The following is a 25,860-nucleotide window of genomic DNA, read 5'->3' as shown; positions in this document are numbered from 1 at the left end:
TGTCATGTACAAACTGACCATCGATGGCCTGCACAAAAGCTATGGCGACAACAAAGTGCTCAAAGGCGTATCGCTCAAGGCCAGCAGCGGTGACGTGATCTGCCTGATCGGCGCCAGTGGCTCCGGCAAGAGCACCTTTCTGCGCTGCATCAACTTTCTCGAACAGCCCAATGACGGGGCAATGAGCCTGGATGGCAAGCAAGTGCGCATGGTCAGCGACAAGGACGGCATGCGCGTTGCCGACGCGGATGAACTGCAGCGCATCCGCACGCGGCTGGCGATGGTGTTTCAGCACTTCAACCTGTGGGCGCACATGACCGTGCTGGAAAACATCACCATGGCGCCGCGCCGCGTACTGGGCGTGCCAAAGGCCGAAGCCGAGGCCCGCGCGCGCAAGTACCTGGAAAAGGTCGGGCTGCCGGAGCGTGTCGCCGATCAGTACCCGGCGTTCCTGTCGGGCGGCCAGCAACAGCGCGTGGCCATTGCCCGTGCGCTGGCAATGGAGCCGGAAATCATGCTGTTCGACGAACCTACCTCGGCACTGGACCCGGAACTGGTCGGTGAAGTGCTGAAGGTCATTCAGGGCCTGGCCGAGGAAGGCCGGACCATGATTCTGGTGACACACGAGATGGGCTTTGCGCGCAAGGTTGCGAGCCAGGTGGTGTTCCTGCACCAAGGCCAGATCGAAGAATCCGGCCACCCGGACGAGGTGCTCAACAATCCGAAAAGCGAGCGCTTACAGCAGTTTTTGAGTGGAAATCTGAAGTAGCGCTTTTTGTGTATGAAGCCGGAAACGCCTGGTAACCGGAACTGAAATATCCACGACTATAGTCCCCACTCCAGCGTGGGGATGCAGTGCTAGAGGCTCTGCGTCGCCAAGAGGACGCGGAGCGCCCGGAAAGGCATGCGACGCGGAGCGACGCACGATATTGAGATCATCGTTCCTACGCTCCAGCGTGGGAATGCAGGTCTCGACGCTCTGCGTCGCCAGGAGGACGCGGAGCGTCCGGAAAGGCATGCGACGCGGAGCGGCGCACGATATTGAGATCATCGTTCCGCACGCTCCAGCGTGGGAATGCAGGTCTCGACGCTCTGCGTCGCCATGAGGACGCGGAGCGTCCGGAAAGGCATGCGACGCGGAGCGACGCACGATATTGAAATATCCACGACTATAGTCCCCACTCCAGCGTGGGGATGCAGTGCTAGAGGCTCTGCGTCGCCAGGAGGACGCAGAGCGTCCGGAAACGCATGCGACGCGCAGCGCCGCACGATCGTTGAGATTCCGCATGCTCCAGCCATATAACCATTTAAAACTATTACCCTTTCTTCGCTGTCTCTGACTTAACGCCACTCAGAGCACACGCAAACGGATGAGCAGACCCACCGATTTCGCTCGACGATGGTTTCTCGCCCGGGACTGGAAGCCGTTCGCTTTTCAGAAGGAGGTCTGGGCGGCGGTGAAGAAGGGTGAGTCCGGCCTGCTGCATGCCAGTACTGGCTCGGGCAAGACCTACGCCGTATGGTTCGCCGCGCTCAACCGCTTCGCCAAAGCCAATACGCTCACCGCTGACAACAAACCTCGTAAACGCAAACCGCCCGCTGAACCGCTGAGTGTCCTGTGGATCACGCCCATGCGCGCCTTGGCCGCCGATACCGCCAGAGCCCTCGAAGCACCATTGGCCGAATTGGATATCCCGTGGTCGGTGGGCTTGCGCACCGGCGATACCAGCGGCAGCGAACGCGCCCGCCAGAGCCGGCGGCTGCCCTCAGCGCTGATCACCACCCCAGAGAGCCTGACACTGCTGCTGACCCGTGCCGACGCTCAGGTTGCCTTGTCGACACTGAAAATGGTGGTGGTGGACGAATGGCACGAGCTGATCGGCAACAAGCGCGGCGTGCAGTTGCAACTGGCCCTGGCGCGCCTGCGGCGATGGAATCCGCAACTGATCGTGTGGGGCATTTCCGCGACGCTGGGTAATCAGCAACATGCGCAGCAGGTGCTGATCGGCGACGGCGGCGTGACCGTGCAAGGCAAGATCGTCAAGGACTTACAGGTCGATACGCTGTTGCCGCCTTCCATCGAACGCTTCCCGTGGGCCGGGCATATGGGCTTGCGCATGTTGCCGCAGGTCGTCACCGAGGTGGAAGGCAGCGCGAGCTGTCTGGTGTTCACCAACACTCGGGCACAATCGGAAATCTGGTATCAGGCGCTACTGGAAGCCCGCCCCGACTGGGCCGGGTTGATTGCCCTGCATCACGGGTCGCTGGCGCGAGAGGTCCGAGACTGGGTCGAGCGCGCGTTAAAAGAAGGCGCACTCAAGGCTGTGGTGTGCACCTCCAGTCTGGACCTGGGCGTGGACTTTCTGCCGGTGGAGCGCGTGCTGCAAATCGGCTCGCCAAAAGGCGTCGCACGCCTGATGCAGCGCGCCGGACGCTCAGGCCATGCGCCGGGCCGCCCTTCGCGTGTCACGCTGGTGCCAACCCACAGCCTGGAACTGGTCGAAGCAGCCGCCGCCCACGACGCCGTCGCCGCGCGGATGATCGAGCCACGCGAATCGCCGCAGCAGCCGCTGGACGTTCTGGTCCAGCATCTGGTCAGCATCGCACTGGGCGGTGGCTTCCTGCCCGATGAACTGCTGACCGAAGTGCGCAGCGCCTGGGCCTATCGAGACCTCAGCGACGAGCAATGGCAATGGGCGCTGGCCTTTGTGCGCAACGGCGGTCACTCACTGACGGCCTACCCCGATTACCGCCGCGCCGAACCGGATGAACAGGGTGTCTGGCGTGTACCCGATGCGCGTCTTGCCAGGCGACACCGCATGAGCGTCGGCACCATCGTCAGCGAAGCTACCATTAACCTGAAGTACTGGAAAAAAGGCGGCGGTGGCGGCTCGTTGGGCAGTGTTGAAGAAGGTTTCATCGCCCGGCTCAAGCCTGGTGACGGCTTTCTGTTCGGCGGGCGCTTGCTGGAGCTGGTCCGAGTGGAAAACATGACCGCCTACGTCAAGCGGGCTACTGGCAAGAAAGCCGCCGTGCCACGCTGGAACGGTGGGCGAATGCCCCTGTCCAGCGAACTGGCAGACGCCGTGGTGGAGAAGTTCGATGCGGCGGCGCGAGGTGAATTCACCAGCCCTGAAATGCAAGCCATCAAACCCTTGCTGGAAGTGCAGCAACAATGGTCCGGGCTACCGCAACGTGACACGCTGCTGGCTGAAACCCTTAAATCCCGTGAAGGCTGGCACCTGTTCCTCTACCCGTTCGCCGGTCGTCATGTGCATTTGGGGCTGGGCAGCCTGCTGGCCTGGCGCCTGAGCCGGCATCGGCCGCTGACCTTTTCCATCGCCGTCAACGACTACGGGCTGGAGTTGCTCAGTGCCAGCGAGATCGACTGGGCCCAGGCGTTGCGGGCTGACCTGTTCAGCGAGACGGATCTTTTGGCCGACATTATTGCCAGCCTGAATGCGGGCGAACTGGCACTGCGGCGCTTTCGCGAAATCGCTCGCATTTCGGGGCTGGTGTTTTCCGGCTACCCGGGAGCGGCGAAAAGCAATCGACAGCTTCAGGCATCGAGCGGGCTGTTTTTTGAGGTATTCAAGCAATACGACGCTGACAACATGCTGCTGACCCAGGCCGAACAGGAAGTGCTACGCCAGGAGCTGGATCTGCAGCGTCTGGAGCTGACATTACGCCAGATCAACAGTCGCAGGCTGGACCTGCATGCGATAAAACGCGCAACCCCGCTGGCGTTTCCACTGCTGGTCGAGCGCTTTCGCGAAAGTCTCAGTTCGGAAAAACTCGCTGACCGCATTGCGCGCATGGTCCGTGATCTGGAGAAAGCCGCAGGTCCGGAGCATGAGCAATGAAACCGTACGTCGCGATAACACTGGCGGGAGAAGAGCTGTGGCTGCTGGCCGACAAGGCCATCTACTACCCCGCAGAACGATCCTTGCTGATTGCCGATGCGCACTTTGGCAAGGCAGCGGCCTACCGCAAGCTGGGTCAACCAGTGCCACACGGCACCACTCAAGCCAATCTGCGACGACTGGACAGCCTGCTCGATGCGTATGCCTGCGATCATCTGATCTTTCTGGGCGACTTTCTGCACGCGCCGGAATCACACGCAGCGGGCACGCTCGCGGCACTGGAACAATGGCGGGGCGAACACCCGGCGTTGCGCATCACCCTGATCCGCGGTAACCATGACAAACGGGCGGGCGACCCGCCCGCCTATCTGGGCATAGATGTAGTTCCCGAACCCCTGACGCTGGGGCCCTTTGCCTTGCAACACGAGCCTGACCCACACCCGCAATTGCACGTACTGGCCGGGCACGTTCACCCGGTTTACCGGCTGCACGGGCGTGGCAGGCAAAGCTTGCGACTGGCGTGCTTCTACCTGGGCCAACGCGTCAGCCTGCTGCCAGCGTTCGGTGAATTTACGGGCGGGTTTCAGATTCGTCCGGCGCAGGACTGCTCAGTCTATGTGACAGGCGGTGATGCCGTGTGGCGAGTGGTATAGCGTCGCTAGCCGCCGCATACGAGGCCCTGCCCCTCACAAGGAGAAGCAGGGAACTGGTAATCAGGCAACCGGCGCAGGTGGCGGCTCGTCAGGAACGGTAGGTCCACCTGGCTCAGTGGGCTCCGGATAGGGAGTATCTGGCCCTGGATCACCCGGAATGCCACCACCGACCACATTAAGCTCGGGAAGCAGATCCGAATGAGCCATCAATGACCAGGCAAGCAACCCGATCTCGTTAAGCGGAGATTGAACCTGTTCAGAGATTTTGAAAGTAGTCTTCATAGGGCACTCCAGATCAAAGGCCGTCGCACATATTGATTATGCGAAAGCATGTGAGCAGATAGAGTGCGAAATAGAGTATTAATTCAATTCCACTAATCACCTGACCGGCAAATCAGGTACGTGGCAGGGTGACGCCACGCTGGCCCTGGTATTTGCCGCCTCGATCCTTGTAGGACACTTCACATTCCTCATCGGACTCGAGGAACAGCATCTGTGCCACGCCTTCGTTGGCGTAGATCTTGGCCGGCAATGTCGTGGTGTTGGAGAACTCCAGCGTCACATGGCCTTCCCATTCTGGTTCAAGCGGCGTGACGTTGACGATAATGCCGCAGCGCGCATAGGTGCTTTTGCCCAGGCAGATGGTCAGAACGTTACGCGGAATGCGGAAATATTCGACGGTGCGTGCCAGCGCGAACGAGTTGGGGGGGATGATGCATACGTCGCTCTTGATATCGACGAAGCTTTTTTCATCAAAGTTTTTCGGATCGACAGTGGCCGAATTGATGTTGGTAAACACCTTGAATTCGTCTGCGCAACGCACGTCGTAGCCGTAGCTGGACACGCCGAAGGAGATCACCCTGTCAGCTCCTTCGCCACGTACCTGGCGCTCGACAAAGGGCTCGATCATCCCGTGTTCCTGCGCCATGCGGCGAATCCACTTGTCCGATTTGATGCTCATGGCGGTGTCCTGAATAGCGAGGTAAAAAAGATATCCGGCATCTTACCGGGCCGGGGCCGACGGTTCAAAGGCAACAGATAGCGAGTTTGTGTGACGAACCGGGCTCTTTCGCTGCGAATGGAAATAATCATCAACAGACCATTGGCACGTTCGGAAAAAAGGGTTAAGGTGGCGTCACTGTGTTGCTTGTGTCACTGAGAATCTCTACACGATGTTGAATTTCGATCCAACCATCTCCATGAATTTTCCAGCTCTTTGCACTCAGTCTCGGCCAGGGCTCTTCCTACGCCGCAGTTAACTTTGTCCAAGGAGATATACTATGTCCAATCGCCAAACTGGTACCGTTAAGTGGTTCAACGATGAAAAAGGCTTCGGCTTCATCACTCCACAATCCGGTGACGACCTGTTCGTGCACTTCAAAGCTATCCAATCCGACGGCTTCAAAAGCCTGAAAGAAGGCCAACAGGTTTCTTTCATCGCTACCCGCGGTCAGAAAGGCATGCAAGCTGAAGAAGTTCAAGTTATCTAACTTGTACTGATTCGCTTAAAAACCCCGCCTTTAAAAGCGGGGTTTTTTATTGCCTGTCGTTTGAGCATTTGCTTACCCATCAAGCCACGCATAAGCCTGACCGAGAGACGTCAATTGGCTGCGCCTCCCCGCCAGAGCACCGCTACAGAATCAATCGTCGCTGACAGAAATGGTCGGCATCGCCGGGCTTGCAGCTTCCTGCAAGACGATTCGTGCGCCTACGTGACGTGCCAGCTCCTGATACACCATCGCAATCTGACTTTCCGGCTCGGCAATAGCGGTAGGCTTGCCGCCATCTGCCTGCTCGCGAATCAGCATCGACAACGGCAGTGATGCCAGCAGCTCGACGTTGTACTGCGACGCCAGCTTCTCACCGCCGCCCTCACCAAACAGATGCTCCGCATGGCCGCAATTGGAGCAGATGTGTACCGCCATGTTTTCCACAACGCCCAGCACCGGGATGTTGACCTTGCGGAACATCTCGACACCCTTCTTCGCATCCAGCAAGGCCAGATCCTGAGGCGTGGTGACAATCACGGCACCGGCAACCGGGACCTTCTGCGCCAGCGTCAACTGGATATCGCCCGTGCCGGGCGGCATGTCGATAACCAGATAGTCCAGATCATTCCAGGCAGTCTGCGTGACCAGTTGCAGCAACGCCCCTGACACCATAGGCCCGCGCCAGACCATAGGCGTGTTGTCATCGGTCAGAAACGCCATCGACATCACGTCAATGCCATGAGCCTGGACCGGCACGAACCACTTCTGATCCTTGATCTTCGGCCGCGTGCCTTCGGCAATACCGAACATCACACCCTGACTCGGCCCGTAGATATCAGCATCGAGAATACCGACCCGTGCGCCCTCGCGAGACAGTGCCAATGCCAGATTGGCCGCCGTGGTGGACTTGCCGACACCGCCCTTGCCCGAGGCAACGGCCACGATGTTTTTCACATTGGCCAGACCAGGGATCTGGCTCTGTGCCTTGTGCGCGCTGATCACGCTTTTAATGGCAACCGTGGCCGAGCTGACGCCGTCCAGGTTCTCGATGGCGGTTTTCAGCACTTGCGCCCAGCCGTTCCTGAACAGGTCGGCGGCATAGCCCAGTTCGAGTTGCACGCTGACCTGTGCACCCTGGATATCGATGGACCGCACGCAACCGGCACTGACCGGGTCCTGATTCAGATAAGGGTCGGTGTACTGGCGAAGAATCGTCTCCACCGCTGCGCGATTGACTGCGCTCATGGGCTTACTCCGTAAAAGACTGAGTGAAACAGCCGACTATCGTACCTGTTCTGTCCGTAGCCGACATGATTTCACTGAACCCTGCCCAACCACTCAGGAGTATTCCCACAACCGAGCGGGGTGAAAAAAATCGCTCAGACCTTTATAGTGGCCGGTCTCCGTTTCACTTCAAGTAGCCGAGCCCCATGTCCGAGCCACGCAAGATTCTCGTTACCAGCGCCCTGCCCTATGCCAATGGCTCCATCCACCTTGGCCACATGCTCGAGTACATCCAGACCGACATGTGGGTGCGCTTTCAGAAGCACCGCGGCAACCAATGCATTTATGTCTGCGCGGACGACGCTCACGGTTCGGCAATCATGCTGCGCGCTGAAAAAGAAGGCATTACGCCAGAACAGCTCATCGACAACGTCAAGGCCGAACACAGCGCCGACTTCGCCGACTTCCTGGTGGATTTCGACAATTTCCACTCGACGCACTCGGACGAAAACCGCGAGCTGTCGAGCATGATCTACACGCGTCTGCGCGACGCAGGTCATATAGCAACCCGTTCGGTGACCCAGTATTTCGACCCGGAAAAGAAAATGTTCCTGGCCGACCGCTTCATCAAAGGCACCTGCCCGAAATGTGCGGCTGAAGATCAGTACGGCGACAACTGTGAAAAGTGCGGCGCAACCTATGCCCCGACCGACCTGAAAAACCCCAAGTCGGCAATTTCCGGGACCACACCGGTACTCAAGGACTCGAAGCACTTCTTCTTCGACCTGCCTGCATTCGACGCGATGCTGAAAAGCTGGACGCGCAGCGGAACCCTGCAGGACGCCGTCGCCAACAAGATCGCCGAATGGCTGGACAGCGGCCTGCAACAGTGGGACATCTCCCGCGATGCGCCGTATTTCGGCTTTGAAATCCCCGATGAGCCAGGCAAATACTTTTACGTATGGCTGGATGCGCCGATCGGCTACATGGCCAGCTTCAAGAACCTGTGTGCACGTCGTCCGGACCTGGACTTCGACGCGTACTGGGGCAAGGGTGCGACCACCGAGCTCTATCACTTCATCGGCAAGGACATCGTCAATTTCCACGCCCTGTTCTGGCCAGCCATGCTGGAAGGTGCAGGGTTGCGCACACCGACCGGCATCAACGTTCACGGCTACCTGACCGTAAACGGACAGAAAATGTCGAAGTCACGTGGCACCTTTATCAAGGCACGCACCTACCTGGACCATCTGCCACCCGAGTACCTGCGCTATTACTACGCGTCGAAACTGGGTCGTGGCGTCGACGACCTGGATTTGAACCTCGAAGACTTCGTGCAAAAGGTCAACTCTGACCTGATCGGCAAGGTCGTGAACATCGCCAGCCGTTGTGCCGGGTTTATTCACAAAGGCAACGCCGGTGTGATGGGCGAGGCCAATGCGGCTCCCGAATTGACCGATGCATTCCTGGCGGCCGCGCCGAGCATTGCCGACGCCTATGAAGCCCGCGACTTCGCCCGTGCCATGCGTGAAACCATGGCTCTGGCGGATCGCGCCAACGCCTATATCGCGGAAAAAGCGCCGTGGGCGCTGGCCAAACAGGAAGGCAAACAGGATGAAGTCCAGGCAGTCTGCTCGCTGGGTATCAATCTGTTCCGCCAACTGGTCATTTTCCTCAAACCGGTATTGCCGAATCTGGCCGCCGACGCAGAGAAGTTTCTCAACGTCGAACCATTGACCTGGGAAGACCACAAGACCTTGCTGGGCAATCATCAGCTCAACCCGTTCTCGGCACTGATGACCCGCATAGATCCACTCAAGGTAGAAGCCATGGCTGCTGCTTCCAAGGAAGACCTGACCGCTACCGACGCTACCGCGAGCAGTGCGCCTGCCGGTAATGGCGAACTCGCCAAAGACCCGCTGTCGGCGGAAATCGACTTTGACGCTTTTGCCGCTGTAGACCTGCGCGTTGCCCTGATTCTCAAGGCCGAACATGTGGAGGGTGCCGACAAGTTGCTGCGCCTGACTCTGGACATCGGCGACGAGCAACGTAATGTCTTTTCCGGCATCAAAAGCGCCTATCCGAACCCGTCCGAGCTCGAAGGCCGTCTGACCATGATGATCGCCAACCTCAAGCCAAGGAAAATGCGTTTCGGCATTTCGGAAGGCATGGTGATGGCGGCAGGCCCTGGCGGCGAGGAGATCTATCTGCTCAGCCCGGACAGTGGTGCAAAACCCGGCCAGCGCATCAAGTAAACCCGGACAAGGCCCGGTATCCAGCCATCAGGCGGATACCGGGCCTTTGCGCATTCGCAAACCTCCCGATCTGTCCGATAATGCTGCACCCTCGATAGACAGAACACCTGTTGGTCACCTGGCAAGATCATGACTGAATTGATTCGCCTGCTTCCCGACGTGGACCTTATCCGCAGCATCGACGCCCTTCTGCCGCAGACTCAGTGCGGCAAGTGCGGCCACCCCGGCTGCAAGCCCTACGCAGAGGGCATTGCCGGCGGCGAAGCCATCAACAAATGCCCACCGGGCGGGGACGAAACAATAGCCCAACTGGCAGAGCTGCTTGCTATTCCGGTTCTGAGGCTGGATATGGAACGCGGTGCAGCCCCTGCGCAGGTTGCGTTCATTCGCGAAGCAGAGTGCATTGGCTGCACCAAATGCATTCAGGCCTGCCCCGTGGACGCCATTGTCGGCGCTGCAAAGTTGATGCACACCGTGATTGTCGATGAGTGCACCGGCTGCGATCTGTGCGTTGCGCCATGCCCGGTGGACTGCATTGAAATGCATCCACTGCCGCTGGCGAGTGTCACACCCATTGTAGGCGGCCTGGCGCCCACCCCTGATCTGCAACAAGCTCGTCTGCGCAAGCGTACCCACGCCCGGCTGCGTTTCGAAGCACGCAATGCACGCTTGTACCGCGAGCAACAAACCCGGCTGGCCGAGCGTATCGCCCGGTCACAGCGCGCTCAACCAAGTCGTGACGCTTTACAGTCCGCCGCCAGACACGTCCAGAACGACAAGCCTGCCACGCCGGACGAGGCCCTGAAAAAAGCCCGGATTGCCGTGGCCATGAGTCGTGCGCAGCTCAACAAGTCGCTCAAGGCTTTCGGCCATCCGCCGATTGCCGAGCAGGCCGCCAGGCTCGTGGAGTTGCAACGCGAATATGAAGCAGCCGAACAGGCACTTGCAGCGCTTCTGCAAGCCCCCGCACAGACTCATCCTGAGGAAAATCTCCGCCCATGAATGCTGCAAAACGTCAGGAAATCTTTCGCAGGCTGCATGAGGACAATCCGGACCCGAAAACCGAACTGGCCTACACCACGCCTTTTGAGCTGTTGATAGCCGTTATCCTTTCTGCCCAGGCCACTGACGTGAGCGTCAACAAGGCCACGGCGAAGCTGTACCCGGTCGCCAATACGCCACAAGCCATATATGACCTGGGCGTTGAAGGGCTGTCCGAGTACATCAAGACAATTGGCCTCTACAACAGCAAAGCCAAAAACGTAATTGAAACCTGCCGGATGCTGGTGGAGTTGCATAACAGCGAAGTACCGCAGACCCGAGAAGCGCTCGAGGCCTTACCGGGCGTAGGACGCAAGACTGCCAATGTCGTGCTCAACACCGCTTTCCGTCAGGTCGCAATGGCTGTAGACACTCACATCTTTCGCGTCAGCAACCGTACGGGCATCGCACCAGGGAAAAATGTGGTGGAGGTCGAGAAGCAATTGATGAAATTTGTGCCCAAGAACTATCTGCTCGATGCGCACCACTGGCTGATCCTGCACGGACGCTACGTTTGCCAGGCACGCAAGCCCAGATGCGGCAGTTGCCGTATAGAAGACCTGTGCGATTACAAGGAGAAAACGTCCGACGATTGAGCCAGCCAGGTAATTGCTGCCCTGTCGATTGAAAAAATCTTTTTTACCCGCTTGTGGATTGTCGATATAAGAAGCGCCAGAGAGCCCAAGCCCTGGAGTCGACTTCATGAGCACTGACAACGAGCAACTGGACGTGGACGATGACCTTGTTGCCGTCGATACGGACGAAACCGAAACTGCGACCGTAGAGCCGGCAAAGACCAATCTGAGCAAACGACGCACCATCGACAACCTGCTTGAAGAGCGGCGCTTGCAGAAACAACTGGCCGATTACGATTTCGACTTCTAGACAAGCGCAAAACCTCGCACCGGCTTCCTGGCACCTAACGTCCTACTCTGGCATTTGAAGCCTCTCGCAGAAGAGGCTTCAATACGTGAGATGGCTGCTCGTCACTCGCTCCACACACGTGGACATCAGGCACACGCCCTTCTCAAACAGGCCGGCTACTCAGACCAGCCCGTTACGCTGGGCGAGCTCGATCAGATCGACCAGTGAATGCGCGTTGAGCTTGAGCAGCAAACGCGTTTTGTAGGTACTGACGGTTTTATTGCTCAGAAACATACCGTCTGCAATTTCCTTGTTGGTCTTGCCTCTGGCCAGTTGTTGCAGAACCATCATCTCCCTGCCGGAAAGTCGGTCAACCATGTCCGACTCGCTCGCGTTGCCCATACTGGAGCGAACAGTATGCAACGCCTGATTGGGAAAGTAGCTGTACCCCGAGAGTACCGCCTTGATAGCGCTGAGCAGCTCGGTCAGGTCCTGTTGCTTGCAGACATATCCGGCGGCCCCTGCCTGCATGCAGCGCATGGAAAAGTGGCCGGGTGCCTGAGACGTCAGAATCAGGACCTTGAACGGCAATGTCATGGCTGACAGGCGGGCAATGACTTCCAGCCCGTCGAGCTTGGGGATACCAATATCAAGAATGACGATATCAGGAAGGTGCTCACGAGCCAGTTGCAGCGCATCCACACCGTTGTCAGTCTCCGCGATGACCTCATAGCCATGACGCTCCATCAGCATGCGTACAGCAAGGCGAATGACGGGATGATCATCCACGATCAGCACTTTATTCATGGGCAGTCCATTTTTCGCTATTCGAATTTTCAGAGCCAGCACAATAACTTAGTCGTTTACTGCTTTGCATGGCGCTCACCCTTGTGGACTGACAGCCAAAGACCATTCCTACAATTACAGCAGAAACTTCCTACAAAACTCGGCAGGAACGTACATTTTTTATTAATTTTCACAGAGCCTTCCTTTTCGGAATCTGGTGATTTTTTATTGCTGGCGGCTACGGCATAAGCATCGCAGCGCCAGTCAGTAAATGCATGCAGCAAAACCCGGCCAAACTTTTACGTTCAAAAATGACCTTGCTGCATCTGTTAAAAGTATCGCCACACTATTTTTGCATCACCGTCAGAACACGCCTGACACATGGCTTATCGCCAGCAAAAACAGTTGAAAACCCTTGAGCTGAATCATTTGAAGGCAGGCCACTACCTGTACGCCAGGAAAATGCAGGACTGCCATCAGTTTTCATCGATCTTTGTCTCGCCGCTCGCACATCGATATAGGGCGCTGGCAGGCATTACAGCCTTTATCCAGATAGCCAGCCAACTATAGAGGCCTTGCATCCGGATGCCTTACCCGAAACCCCATGATGGAAAATCAGTGAATACACACCACGCATTACATACGTAAACGGGGATTAAAAATTACACATCCATTACGGAATTTCGTACAAATATTTATTTAAGGACACACCCTACAGGCCTGAAAGAAAAGTCCTACAACGGAAGCGCACAACATAAACGCGGCCTGCCATATTGGGCCACTGCCGACAAACGCTAAATAATGGTAATCCACCGACCCTTGAACTGTCGCAAAATCTTACACACACCATAGCATAACCCTACATCATTCAAGACCATAAGTAGCTCCTTCAGCAAGTAGCAAATACCATTTTTTATTTCAGGTCCAGACACAGGGAATCGAATAGGAAACGTACTACAAAATTCACGGACGCAACATTACAACACGTAAGACTTTATAAAGAACGACACATCAATTCTGGAGACACGCCATTTTTCACTTGCAAATTTTATTACCAGTCGTTACTTTTTTAACAGAAACTTTATTATTTACTGCCATTAACTATGTGCAGCCCTATGAAACCCTATCATTAGGTAATACAGCTTTGCAGTTCATGAGCGGCGCGTTTACACGAACTCGGTGTATTACGCGAACCGGCTGAATTCAGGTGTTACGTACACGGCTCATCAGGCGAGCTGCTGCGTGACAAACACTGAGTGCCTGGCAACTCTTTTGAATGGGCTCTGTGTATAACCATGTTCAAAAAGGGACACACCATGAATACTAGATATGCGCGCACGCGCTCATCAATACCCACCGCCTCTGAGTTAATCACCGCTGTGGAAAACTTTGTTGCCAAAGGCGGTATTATTGCAGTCATACCCGATGGAGAGGTGGCAGGCGCATCAAACCCTTCCTCAACTGATACAGCGCCAACCCTGCCAGACGGGCCTGAACACGCTGGCAAGCTTGAACAACTCAAATACCTGGCCGCCAAGGGCGCAGGCTTCACAGCGCTGCAATATTCATTACGCATGAATAAAAAAGACGTTCGCCAACTGGCCACCGAAAACGGTGTGACGATCGCTGTCAGTCAGCCCATGCTCACCACCCGCAGGGACGCCCGTCATGACACTACGGATATCGACGACGTGGTGGCCGGCCACGCCATGCATTACTCGGCGCTGGGCTATACCGCAGCCGAGATTGCCCAGCTACTGGACCTGAGCCTTCGCCAGGTATGGAATATCGGCAAAGCCTATCGATTCGAGTTCAGGCAACAACGCGAGAGCGACACGCCCTGAGGCCAGACTCTAAAACAGGTACCGAGTGCATAAGTTTCGACTGCCACGCAGAAAGCACCAGGCCCCTTGCTTTTAACTTCGACAGCTACTGTAGGAAAAAACCAAAAGCACACCTGCGCTTTTCGCCATGAACGGTAAGAACGGATTTAATGAGTACATAGGCGGTGGTACATGATCGCCTGCACCCGGCTAAAGACTTCTTACATGACTTGCCGAAGGAAATACGCTGTCAATATCAAACGCGCACTGCAACACCGAAAACACATTGAGTGTCCGGCAGGACGGTTTCGAAACACTCATGAACAATGAGTAACTTGTCAGGGAGCCTGAATTCGAGAAATGGCTACAGGCGTTGACGCTTTACAGGCGTGACGGGGAACCCGGGTTTAAAGTGCAGCCCCGCAAGGGCTGCACTCATCGAACAACCAGCAGCATCAGAACAGCTTGCGGCCTTTATTCGCAGCAATACGCATACGCAAGGCATTGAGCTTTATGAAGCCTGCCGCATCAGCCTGATCATAGGCGCCTGCGTCATCTTCAAAGGTAGCAATATTGGCATCGAACAACGAATCGTCCGACTTGCGACCGGTGACGATCACATTGCCCTTATAAAGCTTCAGACGTACAACACCGTTCACATGGGCCTGAGACGCGTCGATCATCTGCTGCAGCATAAGACGCTCCGGGCTCCACCAGTAACCGGTGTAGATCAGGCTGGCGTACTTGGCCATCAGTTCGTCCTTGAGGTGGGCGACTTCACGATCCAGGGTGATCGATTCAATGGCGCGGTGAGCGCGCAGCATGATGGTGCCGCCCGGTGTCTCGTAGCAGCCACGGGACTTCATGCCCACGTAGCGGTTTTCAACGATATCCAGACGTCCGATGCCGTTTTCGCCACCGATGCGGTTCAGGGTCGCCAACACAGTGGCAGGCGTCATCTCAACGCCGTCCAGCGCAACGATGTCGCCATTGCGGTAGGTCAGCTCCAGATAAGTTGCAACGTTCGGCGCGTCCTCAGGGGACTTGGTCCAGCGCCACATGTCTTCTTCGTGCTCGGTCCAGGTGTCTTCCAGCACGCCGCCCTCATAGGAGATGTGCAGCAGGTTGGCATCCATCGAGTACGGGGATTTCTTCTTGCCGTGGCGCTCGATCGGAATGTTGTGCTTCTCGGCGTAGTCCATCAGCTTCTCACGAGAGAGCAGGTCCCATTCACGCCACGGAGCAATCACTTTGACCCCTGGCTTGAGCGCATAGGCGCCCAGCTCGAAACGCACCTGATCGTTGCCTTTGCCGGTGGCACCATGGGAAATGGCATCAGCGCCGGTTTCGTTGGCGATCTCGATCAGGCGCTTGGCGATCAGCGGGCGAGCGATGGAAGTGCCCAGCAGGTACTCGCCTTCATAGACGGTGTTGGCACGGAACATCGGGAACACGAAATCACGCACGAACTCTTCGCGCAGGTCATCGATGTAGATTTCTTTCACGCCCATGGCCTGAGCCTTGGCGCGCGCCGGCTCGACTTCTTCACCCTGACCCAGGTCAGCGGTAAAGGTCACCACTTCGCAGTTGTACGTATCTTGCAGCCACTTGAGGATTACCGAAGTATCCAGGCCACCGGAATACGCGAGAACTACCTTGTTTACGTCCGCCATGCCATCACTCCACCGGGTTGTACGGAAAACCGCTGATTCTACCGTTCAAACCAGCAAATTTACAGGGGCGCGACAGCTTGTGACGACAAGGCGACGTTTGGCAGGAGCGTTATGCAGCCCTCAGGACGTGTGCGCTGCACTGACCGCAGAGGCTACAGGTACCGGACGCTCATCGGGCGCAACACGCTCCAGATGCACGTTCACGCGGCGGTTGCGCGCACGATTGGCCTCATTGGTGTTGGGCACCAGCGGGTAGCGTTCGCCGTGAAAACGCAGGGTGATTTGCTGCTCGGGGATACCCTGAGCCTTGAAGTAGTCCATGACCGCCAGCGCACGGCGGCGGGAAAGGTCACGGTTGGTGAGTCGATTGCCACTGTTATCCGAATGGCCGTCAAGCTCGATACGGTTAACCGTCGGGTCGGCCTTCAGATAGGCCACCATGTTGTCCAGACGCGCCTTGGCACGGGCATCCAGTTCAATACCGCCACCGGGAAATCCTACTTCAGCCTGTTTGACCTGATCGAAGTTCATCGGCAGAAGTTTGGCTGTGCACGCCTGGTAATCGCTGAACGCCTTGCTGAACTTGACCGGCAGCAGGCGCACTTCCATCTGGCCACCGTCACGGGTGTAGTGACGGATAAGCGGGCTGCGACCGTCCATCAGACCACTGATCAGGCGCCCGGCCTGTGCCTGGGAAGTATTGAAGGGTATGTCGCCATTGCTGACGCGCACCGAACCCAGATTGATATCACCGCGCCCCGGCTGCCACGGTGCTGCGGCGGCCAGCAGCGTTGCGGAACCGTTGCCCAGCATGTTGTATGAAGCCTTGAGGCGAAACGTCGCCTGCTCACCGGCACGGCGCACGAACTCACCGGCACCGAAGTCGGTGATCGGCTGAGTCAGGCGGCATTCGAACTGATCGCCTTCGACCTTCCACTCGATGCTCTCCAGACGTGTCTGGAAACTGATAGCCATCGCCGGGAGGCTGGCAAACATGCTGAGCAGGGCTAAATATCGCTGGCGCACGGGAGGCTCCACTGGAAATAAACGCGAAACAAAAAATGACTGACTGACAAGGGGGCTATCGGTAACTTCGTGCAAAACTTGATAGCGGATGCCTGAGAGAGTCTTTTCCGGTAGCATTCCCAGCGAGTTTGACCCGCCTGGAATCCCCAATGTCTGACCGCCTGACCCTCCTGCGTCCCGACGACTGGCATATTCACCTCCGTGACGGAGCTGTCTTGCCTCATACCGTTGCTGACGTAGCGCGAACTTTTGGCCGCGCAATCATCATGCCCAACCTCGTGCCTCCGGTGCGCAACGCGCAGCAAGCCGATGCCTATCGTCAGCGCATTCTGGCTGCACGCCCGGCCGGCAGCCGCTTCGAGCCGTTGATGGTGCTGTACCTCACCGACCAGACCACGCCTGAAGACATCCGTACCGCGAAAGCCAGTGGCTTCGTGCACGCCGCCAAGCTGTATCCGGCCGGTGCAACCACCAACTCCGATTCCGGTGTCACCAGCATCGACAAGATCTTCCCTGCCCTCGAAGCCATGGCTGAAGTCGGCATGCTCCTGCTGGTACACGGGGAAGTGACACGCGGCGAGATCGACGTATTCGATCGCGAAAAGGTTTTCATCGATGAGCACCTGCGTCGTGTAGTCGAACGCTTCCCGACGCTAAAAGTGGTGTTTGAACACATCACCACCGGTGAAGCGGTGCAGTTCGTCAATGAAGCATCGGCCAATGTCGCGGCCACCATCACCGCGCATCACCTGCTGTACAACCGTAATCACATGCTGGTTGGCGGCATTCGCCCGCACTTCTATTGCCTGCCCATTCTCAAGCGCAATACGCATCAGGCCTCCCTGCTCGACGCCGCCACCAGTGGCAGCGGCAAGTTCTTCCTGGGTACCGACTCGGCACCGCACGCCCAACACGCCAAGGAAAACGCTTGCGGTTGCGCCGGTTGCTACACCGCCTACGCGGCCATCGAATTGTATGCAGAAGCTTTCGAGCAGCGTAACGCTCTGGACAAACTGGAAGGCTTCGCCAGCCTTCACGGTCCGGCGTTCTACGGCCTGCCCGCCAATCAGGACACCATCACGCTGGTGCGTGACGAGTGGACCGCCCCTGCCAGCCTGCCGTTTGGCGAGTTGACCGTTATCCCGCTGCGCGCTGGTGAAAAACTGCGCTGGCGTCTGGAGGAACACGCGTGAGTGAAGATCATTTTGACGACGAACACGAAGGCCACGGCGGTGGCGGCGGTTCTCGTCACCCGATGGCAGCACGCTTTCGCGGCTACCTGCCCGTGGTCGTCGACGTAGAAACCGGCGGTTTCAACTCAGCCACCGACGCACTGCTGGAAATTGCTGCCGTGACCATCGGCATGGATGAAAGAGGCTTCGTGTTCCCGGAACACACCTATTTCTTCCGCGTAGAGCCGTTCGAAGGTGCCAACATCGAAGCCGCTGCGCTGGAGTTTACCGGTATCAAGCTGGATCACCCGTTGCGCATGGCGGTCAGCGAAGAAACCGCAATGAACGACATCTTCCGCGGCGTGCGCAAGGCTCTCAAGGCCAATGGCTGCAAACGCGCCGTGCTGGTCGGCCACAACGCCAGCTTCGACCTCGGCTTCGTCAATGCCGCTGTCGCGCGAATGGACATGAAGCGCAACCCGTTTCACCCGTTCTCAAGCTTCGACACCGCTACCCTCGCAGGCCTGGCCTACGGTCAGACCGTGCTGGCCAAGGCCTGCCAGGCTGCCGGAATCGACTTCGACGGCCGCGAGGCCCACTCGGCTCGCTACGACACCGAGAAGACTGCAGAGCTGTTCTGCGGCATCGTCAACCGCTGGAAGGAAATGGGCGGCTGGGAAGACTTCGACGACTAACGTCGGCACGCCAGTGAACGGACCGGCTTCGCGCCGGTTTTTTCATGCCTGTCTGGAACGGGATATCTGGATACGCTGACTCTGAAAACAACCACTCATCGTTCTACCTGAATCGAACCAAAAACAGTTTTGACAAGCATTCTCATTAACATTAAGCTCCTCGGCACCAAGCAATAAACCAGCGACGGTCAATAGCTTATGTATGTTTGTCTTTGCCAAGGTGTCACAGACGGTCAAATCCGGGATGCAATTCTGGAAGGCTGCTGCAGTTATCGTGAAGTCCGTGAAACGCTGGGTGTTGCGAGTAAATGCGGAAAATGCGCCTGCCTTGCGAAGGAAGTGGTGCGTGACACGCTGACAGAACTGCAAACCACTCAGGCATCGCTGGCCTATCCAGCAGAATTTTCAGCCGCCTGAATACCCCTCTTTTAAAGAACCGGGCACCCTGCCCGGTTTTTTTATGCCTGTAATTCAAGCGCTTAGCGTCAAGATGCGGAACTCAAACATTCTTATTCCTATTTAAATTCACTTATTATTCAACAACTTAGGTTTGACAGGCGTTTAAGCGCGGCTCACACTCGGCGCTTATATACACAAGCCACCGGCAGGACCTCGAACATGAAAGGCGACATTACAGTCATCCAGCATCTCAACAAGATCCTCGGAAACGAGCTGGTCGCCATCAATCAGTATTTCCTGCATGCGCGCATGTATGAAGACTGGGGTCTGAAAAAGCTCGGCGGCCATGAGTACAAAGAATCCATCCATGCGATGAAGTACGCTGACAAGCTGATCAAGCGCACGCTGTTCCTTGAAGGGCTGCCAAACCTGCAGGATCTGGGCAAGATCCTGATTGGCGAGCACACCAAGGAAATGCTGGAGTGCGACCTGAAGATCGAGCAGAAAGGCCTGGCTGATCTGAAAGCGGCCATCGCTCACTTCGAAACGGTAGGTGACTTCGGCAGCCGTGAACTGCTGGAAGACATCCTCGAGCCCAAGGAAGAGCAAATCGACTGGCTCGAGACCCAGCTGGGTCTGATCGTCAAGGTCGGTATCGAGAACTACCTGCAGTCGCAGATGGGCGACTGATTTACCGGTTGCGTTGCAATGAAAAAGCCCGCCTCAATCGAGAGCGGGCTTTTTCTTGTGCGTAAAACCAGGCTTGAGCGCAGGGCACGATAATCTCGACGATCGTGCCCACGCTGCAGCGCAAGGCTTTACTCGGCTTTGGCGGCCGATGCTTCCTTGACCAGCGTTTGCAGCGAACCATCAGCCATCATTTCGGTGATGATGTCGCTACCGCCGACCAGTTCGCCAGCCACCCACAGTTGCGGGAAAGTCGGCCAGTTGGCGTACTTTGGCAGGTTGGCGCGAATTTCAGGGTTTTGCAGAATGTCGACGTAGGCAAATTTTTCGCCACACGCCATCAATGCCTGGGAAGCCTTGGCCGAAAAGCCGCATTGAGGGGCATTCGGAGCGCCTTTCATGTAAAGCAGAATGGTGTTGTTGGCAATCTGCTCTTTGATCGTTTCGATGATATCCATGGAGCACCTCGGCTGAAATATCCGACTCAGTTGTCGGCACGGTGGCGCATTGTAACGAAATCCCGAGCATGACGCTCTGTCTTGAGCCTTAACAGGCAGCCACCTGTACCGACACACCGTTCAACGCCGCATTGCCGGAGAGTACGTCGAGTTGCCGTTCGTCGGTCAGGTCATTGGCGCTCACCCCTGGCTGACTCCGGGCAATATCCATTTTCACCCCCGCACGCGAATGCCCCCAGCCATGCGGCAGGCTGACCACTCCGGGCATCATGTCCAGACTGCCCAACACTTGCACCTCGATCGTCCCGACCCGGGAGCTGACCCGAACCTGCTGGCCATCGCTCAAACCACGACAGGCAAGATCGTCAGGGTGCATCAGCAATTGATGCCGGGGCTTGCCTTTTACCAGCCTGTGATAGTTATGCATCCACGAATTATTGCTGCGCACGTGTCGACGACCAATCAGCAACAACGCTCCGGAATCGGGAGCGGGATCGGCAGCGAAGCGCGTCAGGTCGGCCATGATGACCTCTGGGGCCGCCTGAATCCGCCCATTGGCGGTTTTCAGGCGTTCGGTGAGGTTAGGCTTCAACGCGCCCAGATCAAGCCCATGCGGGTGACTGGCCAGCGTTTCCAGTGACAGTTTGTGCGGCGATGCATCGCCATAGAAGCCTGCGCGCAACCCGCGATCGATCATCTGCGCGGGTGGCAGGGTCGGTTTGAGTTCACGCTGCGCCTGGGCTGCAAATGATCTGGCCAGACCGACAAAGATCTCCCAGTCATGCAGCGCACCTTCGGGCTTGTCGAAAATGGCCTGATTGAAGCGAGTGACGTTGCGCACTGCCAGGGTATTGAAGGTGGTGTCGTAGTGATCGTTTTCCAACGCTGAGGTGGACGGCAGGATCAAGTCGGCGTGGCGGGTAGTTTCGTTGATGTACAGATCAATGCTGAGCATGAACTCCAGACCTTCGAGCGCCTGTTCCAACTGACGGCCATTGGGGGTGGACAGAACCGGGTTACCCGCGACAGTCACCAGCGCGCGAACCTGCCCTTCCCCGTCCACGAGCATTTCCTCGGCGAGCGCTGAAACCGGCAACTCGCCGCCGTACTCAGGCAGGCCGGACACCCGGCTTTGCCATAGATTGAAATGGCCGCCCGAAGTCGAACTGACGAGGTCAACTGCGGGCTCCGTACACAGCGTTCCGCCCACGCGATCCAGGTTGCCGGTCACCAGATTGATCAGTTGCGCCAACCAGTGACACAGCGTGCCGAAGGCCTGGGTCGACACCCCCATTCGGCCATAACAGACCGCCTTGTCGGCTGCAGCAAAATCCCGCGCCAGTTGCCGGATCTGCTCGGCGGCAATGCCGCAGCGTGGGCTCATGGCCTGCGCAGTGAAACCTGCAATGGCGTGTCGCACCTGATCCAGGCCATCGATAGGCAAGTGACTCTCGCGAGTCAGGCCTTCTTCAAACAGAGTATTGAGCAGCCCGAACAGCAGCGCTGCATCACCGCCCGGACGCACGAACAGGTGCTGGTCGGCGATGGCCGCCGTCTCACTGCGGCGCGGGTCGATGACCACGAGTTTACCGCCGCGCTGCTGGATGGCTTTCAGACGCTTCTCAACATCCGGCACGGTCATGATGCTGCCGTTGGACGCCAATGGGTTGCCACCCAGGATCAGCATGAAGTCGGTGTGATCGATATCCGGAATCGGCAACAGCATGCCGTGGCCATACATCAGGAAACTGGTGAGGTGGTGCGGCAACTGATCGACCGACGTCGCCGAAAAACGATTGCGGGTCTTGAGCAGACCGAGAAAGTAATTGCTATGGGTCATCAACCCGTAGTTATGCACGCTGGGGTTGCCCTGATAGACCGCTACCGCGTTCTGCCCATGGCGCTGCTGAATGGCGTAAAGCCGCTCCGCCACCAGATCGAACGCCTGCTGCCAGGCAATCGGCTGCCACTGATCACCGCTGCGTAGCATCGGCTGTCGCAAGCGGTCGGGGTCGTTCTGAATGTCTTGCAGCGCAACAGCCTTGGGGCAGATGTGGCCACGGCTGAAAGTGTCCAGCGGGTCACCCTTGATCGAGGTGATGCGCGGGGCGGAATCCGGCTCGGTAACGGTCTCGATGGCAAGACCGCAAATGGCCTCGCACAGGTGGCAGGCGCGGTAGTGTTCAGTCCGGGTCATCACAGCCTCAGATCTTGTCGTGGCAATCCGGTTGATTGCCTGACAAGCACTATGGCCGCTGCCAATACCCCGCGCCACTGACGTTTGTCATGTGAATCGGGGAGCATCAGGCGCGCCGATGAGTAGACCGTATCAGCCGCCGATAGGCGTGACGACCTTGCGCTGCAGCTGGATTTCAGTGACGGTTTCGACCTGCTCCTGAGCCAGGTGAACACCGGTCAGGTCACCGATCAGGCGCCAGTGCTCGTCGAGCCCTGAGCTGATGGTCGCCATGCGATCAATCATGCGCCGCCCCGCATTACGCGTGACTTCGTCCTCGCTGCGCAGCAACTCAAAGGACATCGAGGTCATTGAGGCGGTCAGATGGGTAAGCGTGCGGGCGGTCAGCCCGAGTAACTCCGTTAGTTGACGCTCTTTTGAGTCCATTCCCCACCCCTCGATCAGTAATGTATCGGCAACGATTTATAACCTACGCCCGGCATTAAAGAAACGGTCCTTGTTTCCAGCCCGTGAAGCGGGTCGCATTCAGCGCACCCGCGCAAACCCGGACTGTTGCAGGATTGGTACTAATTGCCAAGCGCTATTTGAGCAGTGTACAAATGCTGCCTTCGGAAAAAGCAGAGATGGCTATTGGCCTCATCAGCTTAGCCAGTTTTTAACTCGTCAACAAAGAATAACAGTGCCCCCTGAAAGGGAGCGCCAGTGACATCGGTGTTTCAGAAAACAGCATGCTATTGGTAAGACGCGACATTTTTTTATACTATCGCGCCTTTCTTATTCGTCGCCTCGTGCGGCTTCCGCCGCAGGTCTCGCCCGTTTTCCCGATAAAAACCGGCTTTGATAACCTGCGGTCTGTTGCAAAAAAGGTAGTTAATCATGAACGCCAGGCACTTTCTCTCGATGATGGATTACACCCCAGATGAACTCCTGGGCTTGATCCGTCGTGGCGTAGAGCTCAAAGACCTGCGAAATCGCGGTGAGCTTTTTGAGCCGCTGAAGAACCGGGTATTGGGGATGATTTTCGAGAAATCCTCGACACGTACCCGTCTTTCTTTTGAAGCAGGGATGATTCAGTTGGGTGGCCAGGCCATCTTTTTGTCCCATCGTGACACCCAATTGGGCCGTGGCGAGCCAATTGCCGACAGCGCAAAAGTGATGTCACGCATGCTCGATGCGGTAATGATCCGTACCTACGCGCACAGTAATCTGACCGAATTCGCCGCCAATTCCCGCGTTCCGGTTATCAATGGTCTGTCGGATGACCTGCACCCATGCCAGTTGCTGGCCGACATGCAAACCTTTCTGGAGCATCGCGGCTCGATCAAAGGCAAGACCGTCGCCTGGATCGGCGATGGCAACAACATGTGCAATAGCTATATAGAAGCGGCCATTCAGTTCGACTTCCAGTTGCGCGTGGCCTGCCCTGCCGGTTACGAGCCGAACCCCGAGTTCCTGGCGCTGGCCGGTGAGCGAGTGACCATTGTCCGCGACCCGAAAGCAGCGGTCGCCGGCGCACACCTGGTCAGCACCGACGTGTGGACCTCCATGGGTCAGGAAGAGGAAACCGCTCGGCGCATGGCGTTGTTCGCACCGTTTCAGGTAACGCGCGCCTTGCTCGACCTGGCCGACAAGGACGTACTGTTCATGCACTGTCTGCCTGCCCACCGTGGCGAAGAAATCAGTGTAGATCTGCTGGATGATTCGCGTTCGGTCGCGTGGGATCAAGCTGAAAATCGCCTGCACGCACAGAAAGCGTTGCTGGAGTTTCTCGTCGCGCCGTCCCATCAGCGCGCATGAGCCAGTTGCTGCTGAACCTGCGCAATCTGGCGTGCGGCTACCAGAATCAGCGCGTGGTGCAGGAGTTGAATCTGCACCTTAACGCGGGTGATATCGGCTGCCTGCTGGGTTCATCGGGCTGCGGCAAGACCACCACACTGCGTGCGATTGCCGGTTTCGAGCCGATACATGCAGGGGAGATAACCCTGGCGGGCGAAGTCATTTCCCGTCCGGGCTGGACTCTGGCACCGGAGAAGCGTCGCATCGGCATGGTGTTTCAGGATTACGCGCTGTTCCCGCACCTGAGCGTCGCCGAGAACATCGCATTCGGCATTCGCAACCACCCGCGGCTGGATCAGGTAGTCGCCGAGTTGCTTGAACTGGTCAACCTCGGCGCCCTGGGCAAACGCTACCCTCACGAGTTGTCCGGTGGGCAGCAGCAACGAGTGGCCCTGGCCAGGGCGCTCGCACCGGAGCCACAACTGTTGTTGCTCGATGAACCCTTCTCCAACCTGGATGGCGAGTTGCGTAGACGTCTGAGCCATGAGGTGCGCGATATTCTCAAGGCGCGTGGCACCAGTGCCATTCTGGTGACCCATGATCAGGAAGAGGCTTTCGCGGTCAGCGATCATGTCGGCGTATTCAAGGAGGGTCGCCTGGAGCAGTGGGATACGCCTTACAACCTGTATCACGAACCTCGCACACCCTTTGTTGCCAGCTTCATTGGCCAGGGGTATTTCATTCGCGGGCAGATGATAGACCCCGAATCGGTGCGCACCGAACTGGGTGTTCTGCGTGGCAACCGGGCATATCCGGGCGTCAGCGGCAGCGCCGTGGATGTCTTGCTGCGACCTGACGATATCGTCTACGCGCCGCAAAGCGACCTGAAAGCGCGGGTAATCGGTCGAACATTTCAGGGCGCATCGACGCTGTATCGCCTGCAGCTGTCTACCGGCAGCCAACTTGAAGCCATTTTCCCCAGTCATGCCGATCACAGCCAGGGCGAGGAAGTCGGCATTCGGGTGGCAGCTGACCATCTGGTGCTGTTTGCAGCGCCAGGCAGCGTCGCGGCGCATACGGTCAATCACTGAGCCCCAGCTTATTCCCTGCCAATCGGTGCGAACCGAGCCTGCGTATGCTCGGCCAGCACGGCTGCCGAAAGCTCAACCTCCAGCCCCCTCCTCCCGGCGCTGACGTAAATACTCTCAAAACCCTGCGCTGTGTCGTCAATGAACGTACGCAGGCGCTTCTTCTGGCCCAGTGGGCTGATGCCACCCAACAGGTAGCCCGTTGAGCGCTGCGCCGCCGCGGGGTCAGCCATTTCGGTTTTTTTCGCCCCGGCGGCCTGTGCCAGAGCCTTCAGATCAAGCGTTCCGACGACCGGCACTACGGCGACCAGTAACTCGCCCTTTTCGGTACTGGCCAACAATGTCTTGAAAACCCGCGCGGGCTCCAGCCCCAGCTTTTCCGCTGCTTCCAGCCCATATGACGCTGCTTTGGGATCGTGTTCGTAACTGTGGATACGATGTTCGGCGCGAAGTTTTTTCAGTAAATCCAATGCAGGGGTCATGCAACGCTCCTTAGGCTTCCGACTGCCTGCCACTTTAAGCCAAGTAAAGTGAACATGCCTTGATTCACGCCACCTGCAACACTGATGGCTTTTTGGTAACAGCCATAAAATCCCGGTATAAAGCGGCTGTGCGGGCTCGTATCCACTCCATGACCGTTCGGTTCCGACCTTTGACAGCGTTGTTTCTTGTCTATATTTTTTCGTTTAC

The 25,860-nt window shown here is 57.4% G+C and carries 25 protein-coding genes; 15 read left to right on the top strand and 10 right to left on the bottom strand.

The genetic code is table 11. The features are described from left to right. The first annotated feature begins 4 nt into the window (after positions 1–4). From RYB66_RS10070 to pdeM, 3 genes are all read left to right on the top strand, one after another. Complete coding sequence (locus RYB66_RS10070) at positions 5–769, top strand: ABC transporter ATP-binding protein (protein ID WP_002554833.1); 765 nt, start codon at positions 5–7, stop codon at positions 767–769. Positions 770–1,370: 601 nt separating this feature from the next. Then, positions 1,371–3,863: a ligase-associated DNA damage response DEXH box helicase gene (locus tag RYB66_RS10065; RefSeq protein ID WP_044299180.1), complete on the top strand. Its 2,493-nt coding sequence runs from the start codon at positions 1,371–1,373 to the stop codon at positions 3,861–3,863. Beyond that, positions 3,860–4,516 (top strand): ligase-associated DNA damage response endonuclease PdeM, encoded by a 657-nt coding sequence (pdeM, locus tag RYB66_RS10060; RefSeq protein ID WP_005743206.1) that lies wholly within the window; start codon positions 3,860–3,862, stop codon positions 4,514–4,516. Before RYB66_RS10065 ends, pdeM begins: the two co-directional genes overlap by 4 nt. A gap of 60 nt (positions 4,517–4,576) precedes the next feature. Here pdeM and RYB66_RS10055 read toward each other — a convergent pair whose 3' ends face one another. Then, positions 4,577–4,798, bottom strand: coding sequence for a hypothetical protein (locus tag RYB66_RS10055; RefSeq protein WP_002554835.1), 222 nt, complete (start codon positions 4,796–4,798; stop codon positions 4,577–4,579). Positions 4,799–4,910: 112 nt separating this feature from the next. Continuing rightward, the gene (dcd, locus tag RYB66_RS10050) at positions 4,911–5,477 is read right to left on the bottom strand and encodes a dCTP deaminase (RefSeq protein ID WP_002554836.1); all 567 of its coding nucleotides are present in this window, start codon (positions 5,475–5,477) and stop codon (positions 4,911–4,913) included. Between the two features lie 319 nt (positions 5,478–5,796). Here dcd and RYB66_RS10045 point away from each other — a divergent pair, with 319 nt between their 5' ends. Next, positions 5,797–6,006, top strand: coding sequence for a cold-shock protein (locus RYB66_RS10045; RefSeq protein ID WP_002554837.1), 210 nt, complete (start codon positions 5,797–5,799; stop codon positions 6,004–6,006). Between the two features lie 150 nt (positions 6,007–6,156). Here RYB66_RS10045 and apbC read toward each other — a convergent pair whose 3' ends face one another. Continuing rightward, positions 6,157–7,251, bottom strand: a complete 1,095-nt coding sequence (gene apbC / locus RYB66_RS10040; protein ID WP_004657466.1) for an iron-sulfur cluster carrier protein ApbC — start codon at positions 7,249–7,251, stop codon at positions 6,157–6,159. Positions 7,252–7,436: 185 nt separating this feature from the next. On the opposite strand from apbC, the gene metG reads away from it, so the two are divergent. The 4 genes from metG (at position 7,437) to RYB66_RS10020 (ending at position 11,411) form a co-directional block, all read left to right on the top strand. Continuing rightward, positions 7,437–9,485 carry a methionine--tRNA ligase gene (metG, locus tag RYB66_RS10035; RefSeq protein ID WP_005743205.1) on the top strand — a complete coding sequence of 683 codons (2,049 nt, stop codon included), beginning with the start codon at positions 7,437–7,439 and terminating at the stop codon, positions 9,483–9,485. A gap of 129 nt (positions 9,486–9,614) precedes the next feature. Beyond that, positions 9,615–10,487 carry an electron transport complex subunit RsxB gene (gene rsxB / locus RYB66_RS10030; RefSeq protein WP_005743203.1) on the top strand — a complete coding sequence of 291 codons (873 nt, stop codon included), beginning with the start codon at positions 9,615–9,617 and terminating at the stop codon, positions 10,485–10,487. Further along, positions 10,484–11,122: an endonuclease III gene (gene nth, locus RYB66_RS10025; RefSeq protein WP_002554841.1), complete on the top strand. Its 639-nt coding sequence runs from the start codon at positions 10,484–10,486 to the stop codon at positions 11,120–11,122. Before rsxB ends, nth begins: the two co-directional genes overlap by 4 nt. 106 nt (positions 11,123–11,228) lie before the next feature. Next, the gene (locus tag RYB66_RS10020; RefSeq protein ID WP_002554842.1) at positions 11,229–11,411 is read left to right on the top strand and encodes a PA3496 family putative envelope integrity protein; all 183 of its coding nucleotides are present in this window, start codon (positions 11,229–11,231) and stop codon (positions 11,409–11,411) included. 159 nt (positions 11,412–11,570) lie between these two features. Here the strand turns inward: RYB66_RS10020 and RYB66_RS10015 are convergent, their stop codons facing one another. Next, entirely contained in the window at positions 11,571–12,197 is a 627-nt protein-coding gene (locus tag RYB66_RS10015) for a response regulator transcription factor (RefSeq protein WP_002554843.1), read from the bottom strand. 1,295 nt (positions 12,198–13,492) lie between these two features. Here RYB66_RS10015 and RYB66_RS10010 point away from each other — a divergent pair. Beyond that, positions 13,493–14,020, top strand: a complete 528-nt coding sequence (locus tag RYB66_RS10010; protein ID WP_316894319.1) for a hypothetical protein — start codon at positions 13,493–13,495, stop codon at positions 14,018–14,020. A gap of 434 nt (positions 14,021–14,454) precedes the next feature. On the opposite strand, the gene RYB66_RS10005 is transcribed toward RYB66_RS10010, so the two are convergent. Further along, on the bottom strand, positions 14,455–15,672 hold the full coding sequence (locus RYB66_RS10005) for an argininosuccinate synthase (RefSeq protein WP_003412906.1): 1,218 nt from the start codon (positions 15,670–15,672) through the stop codon (positions 14,455–14,457). A 120-nt stretch (positions 15,673–15,792) separates the two neighbouring features. Further along, a complete protein-coding gene (locus tag RYB66_RS10000; RefSeq protein WP_004658181.1) occupies positions 15,793–16,698 on the bottom strand; it encodes a flagellar protein MotY in 906 nt (301 codons plus the stop codon). Positions 16,699–16,847: 149 nt separating this feature from the next. Here RYB66_RS10000 and pyrC point away from each other — a divergent pair, with 149 nt between their 5' ends. From pyrC to bfr, 4 genes are all read left to right on the top strand, one after another. After that, on the top strand, positions 16,848–17,891 hold the full coding sequence (pyrC, locus tag RYB66_RS09995) for a dihydroorotase (protein ID WP_002554848.1): 1,044 nt from the start codon (positions 16,848–16,850) through the stop codon (positions 17,889–17,891). After that, entirely contained in the window at positions 17,888–18,565 is a 678-nt protein-coding gene (gene rnt / locus RYB66_RS09990; RefSeq protein WP_002554849.1) for a ribonuclease T, read from the top strand. The genes pyrC and rnt overlap by 4 nt, the downstream gene beginning before the upstream one ends. Before the next feature lie 198 nt (positions 18,566–18,763). Continuing rightward, positions 18,764–18,982 carry a bacterioferritin-associated ferredoxin gene (locus RYB66_RS09985; protein WP_002554850.1) on the top strand — a complete coding sequence of 73 codons (219 nt, stop codon included), beginning with the start codon at positions 18,764–18,766 and terminating at the stop codon, positions 18,980–18,982. Positions 18,983–19,183: 201 nt separating this feature from the next. After that, positions 19,184–19,654 carry a bacterioferritin gene (bfr, locus tag RYB66_RS09980; protein WP_002554851.1) on the top strand — a complete coding sequence of 157 codons (471 nt, stop codon included), beginning with the start codon at positions 19,184–19,186 and terminating at the stop codon, positions 19,652–19,654. Positions 19,655–19,782: 128 nt separating this feature from the next. Here bfr and grxD read toward each other — a convergent pair whose 3' ends face one another. The 3 genes from grxD to RYB66_RS09965 all read right to left on the bottom strand — a co-directional run bounded on the left by grxD (position 19,783) and on the right by RYB66_RS09965 (position 22,732). Continuing rightward, positions 19,783–20,109, bottom strand: coding sequence for a Grx4 family monothiol glutaredoxin (grxD, locus tag RYB66_RS09975; protein ID WP_002554852.1), 327 nt, complete (start codon positions 20,107–20,109; stop codon positions 19,783–19,785). Between the two features lie 88 nt (positions 20,110–20,197). Then, positions 20,198–22,306: a molybdopterin oxidoreductase family protein gene (locus tag RYB66_RS09970; RefSeq protein ID WP_316894317.1), complete on the bottom strand. Its 2,109-nt coding sequence runs from the start codon at positions 22,304–22,306 to the stop codon at positions 20,198–20,200. A 132-nt stretch (positions 22,307–22,438) separates the two neighbouring features. After that, positions 22,439–22,732 carry a hypothetical protein gene (locus RYB66_RS09965; protein WP_002554854.1) on the bottom strand — a complete coding sequence of 98 codons (294 nt, stop codon included), beginning with the start codon at positions 22,730–22,732 and terminating at the stop codon, positions 22,439–22,441. A 450-nt stretch (positions 22,733–23,182) separates the two neighbouring features. Between RYB66_RS09965 and argF the strand changes: the two genes are divergently transcribed. Beyond that, positions 23,183–24,103 (top strand): ornithine carbamoyltransferase, encoded by a 921-nt coding sequence (argF, locus tag RYB66_RS09960; RefSeq protein WP_002554855.1) that lies wholly within the window; start codon positions 23,183–23,185, stop codon positions 24,101–24,103. Then, positions 24,100–25,173 carry an ABC transporter ATP-binding protein gene (locus RYB66_RS09955; RefSeq protein ID WP_004658185.1) on the top strand — a complete coding sequence of 358 codons (1,074 nt, stop codon included), beginning with the start codon at positions 24,100–24,102 and terminating at the stop codon, positions 25,171–25,173. The genes argF and RYB66_RS09955 overlap by 4 nt, the downstream gene beginning before the upstream one ends. An 8-nt stretch (positions 25,174–25,181) precedes the next feature. Here the strand turns inward: RYB66_RS09955 and ybaK are convergent, their stop codons facing one another. Then, positions 25,182–25,652, bottom strand: a complete 471-nt coding sequence (ybaK, locus tag RYB66_RS09950) for a Cys-tRNA(Pro) deacylase (RefSeq protein WP_004658186.1) — start codon at positions 25,650–25,652, stop codon at positions 25,182–25,184. Between the last annotated feature and the right edge of the window lie 208 nt (positions 25,653–25,860).

It is taken from the genome of Pseudomonas syringae group sp. 243L2, assembly GCF_032587875.1.
Lineage (GTDB): Bacteria > Pseudomonadota > Gammaproteobacteria > Pseudomonadales > Pseudomonadaceae > Aquipseudomonas > Aquipseudomonas amygdali.
Note: the sequence above shows the minus strand (reverse complement) of the source record. Positions and strands in the feature narration are given on the sequence as shown.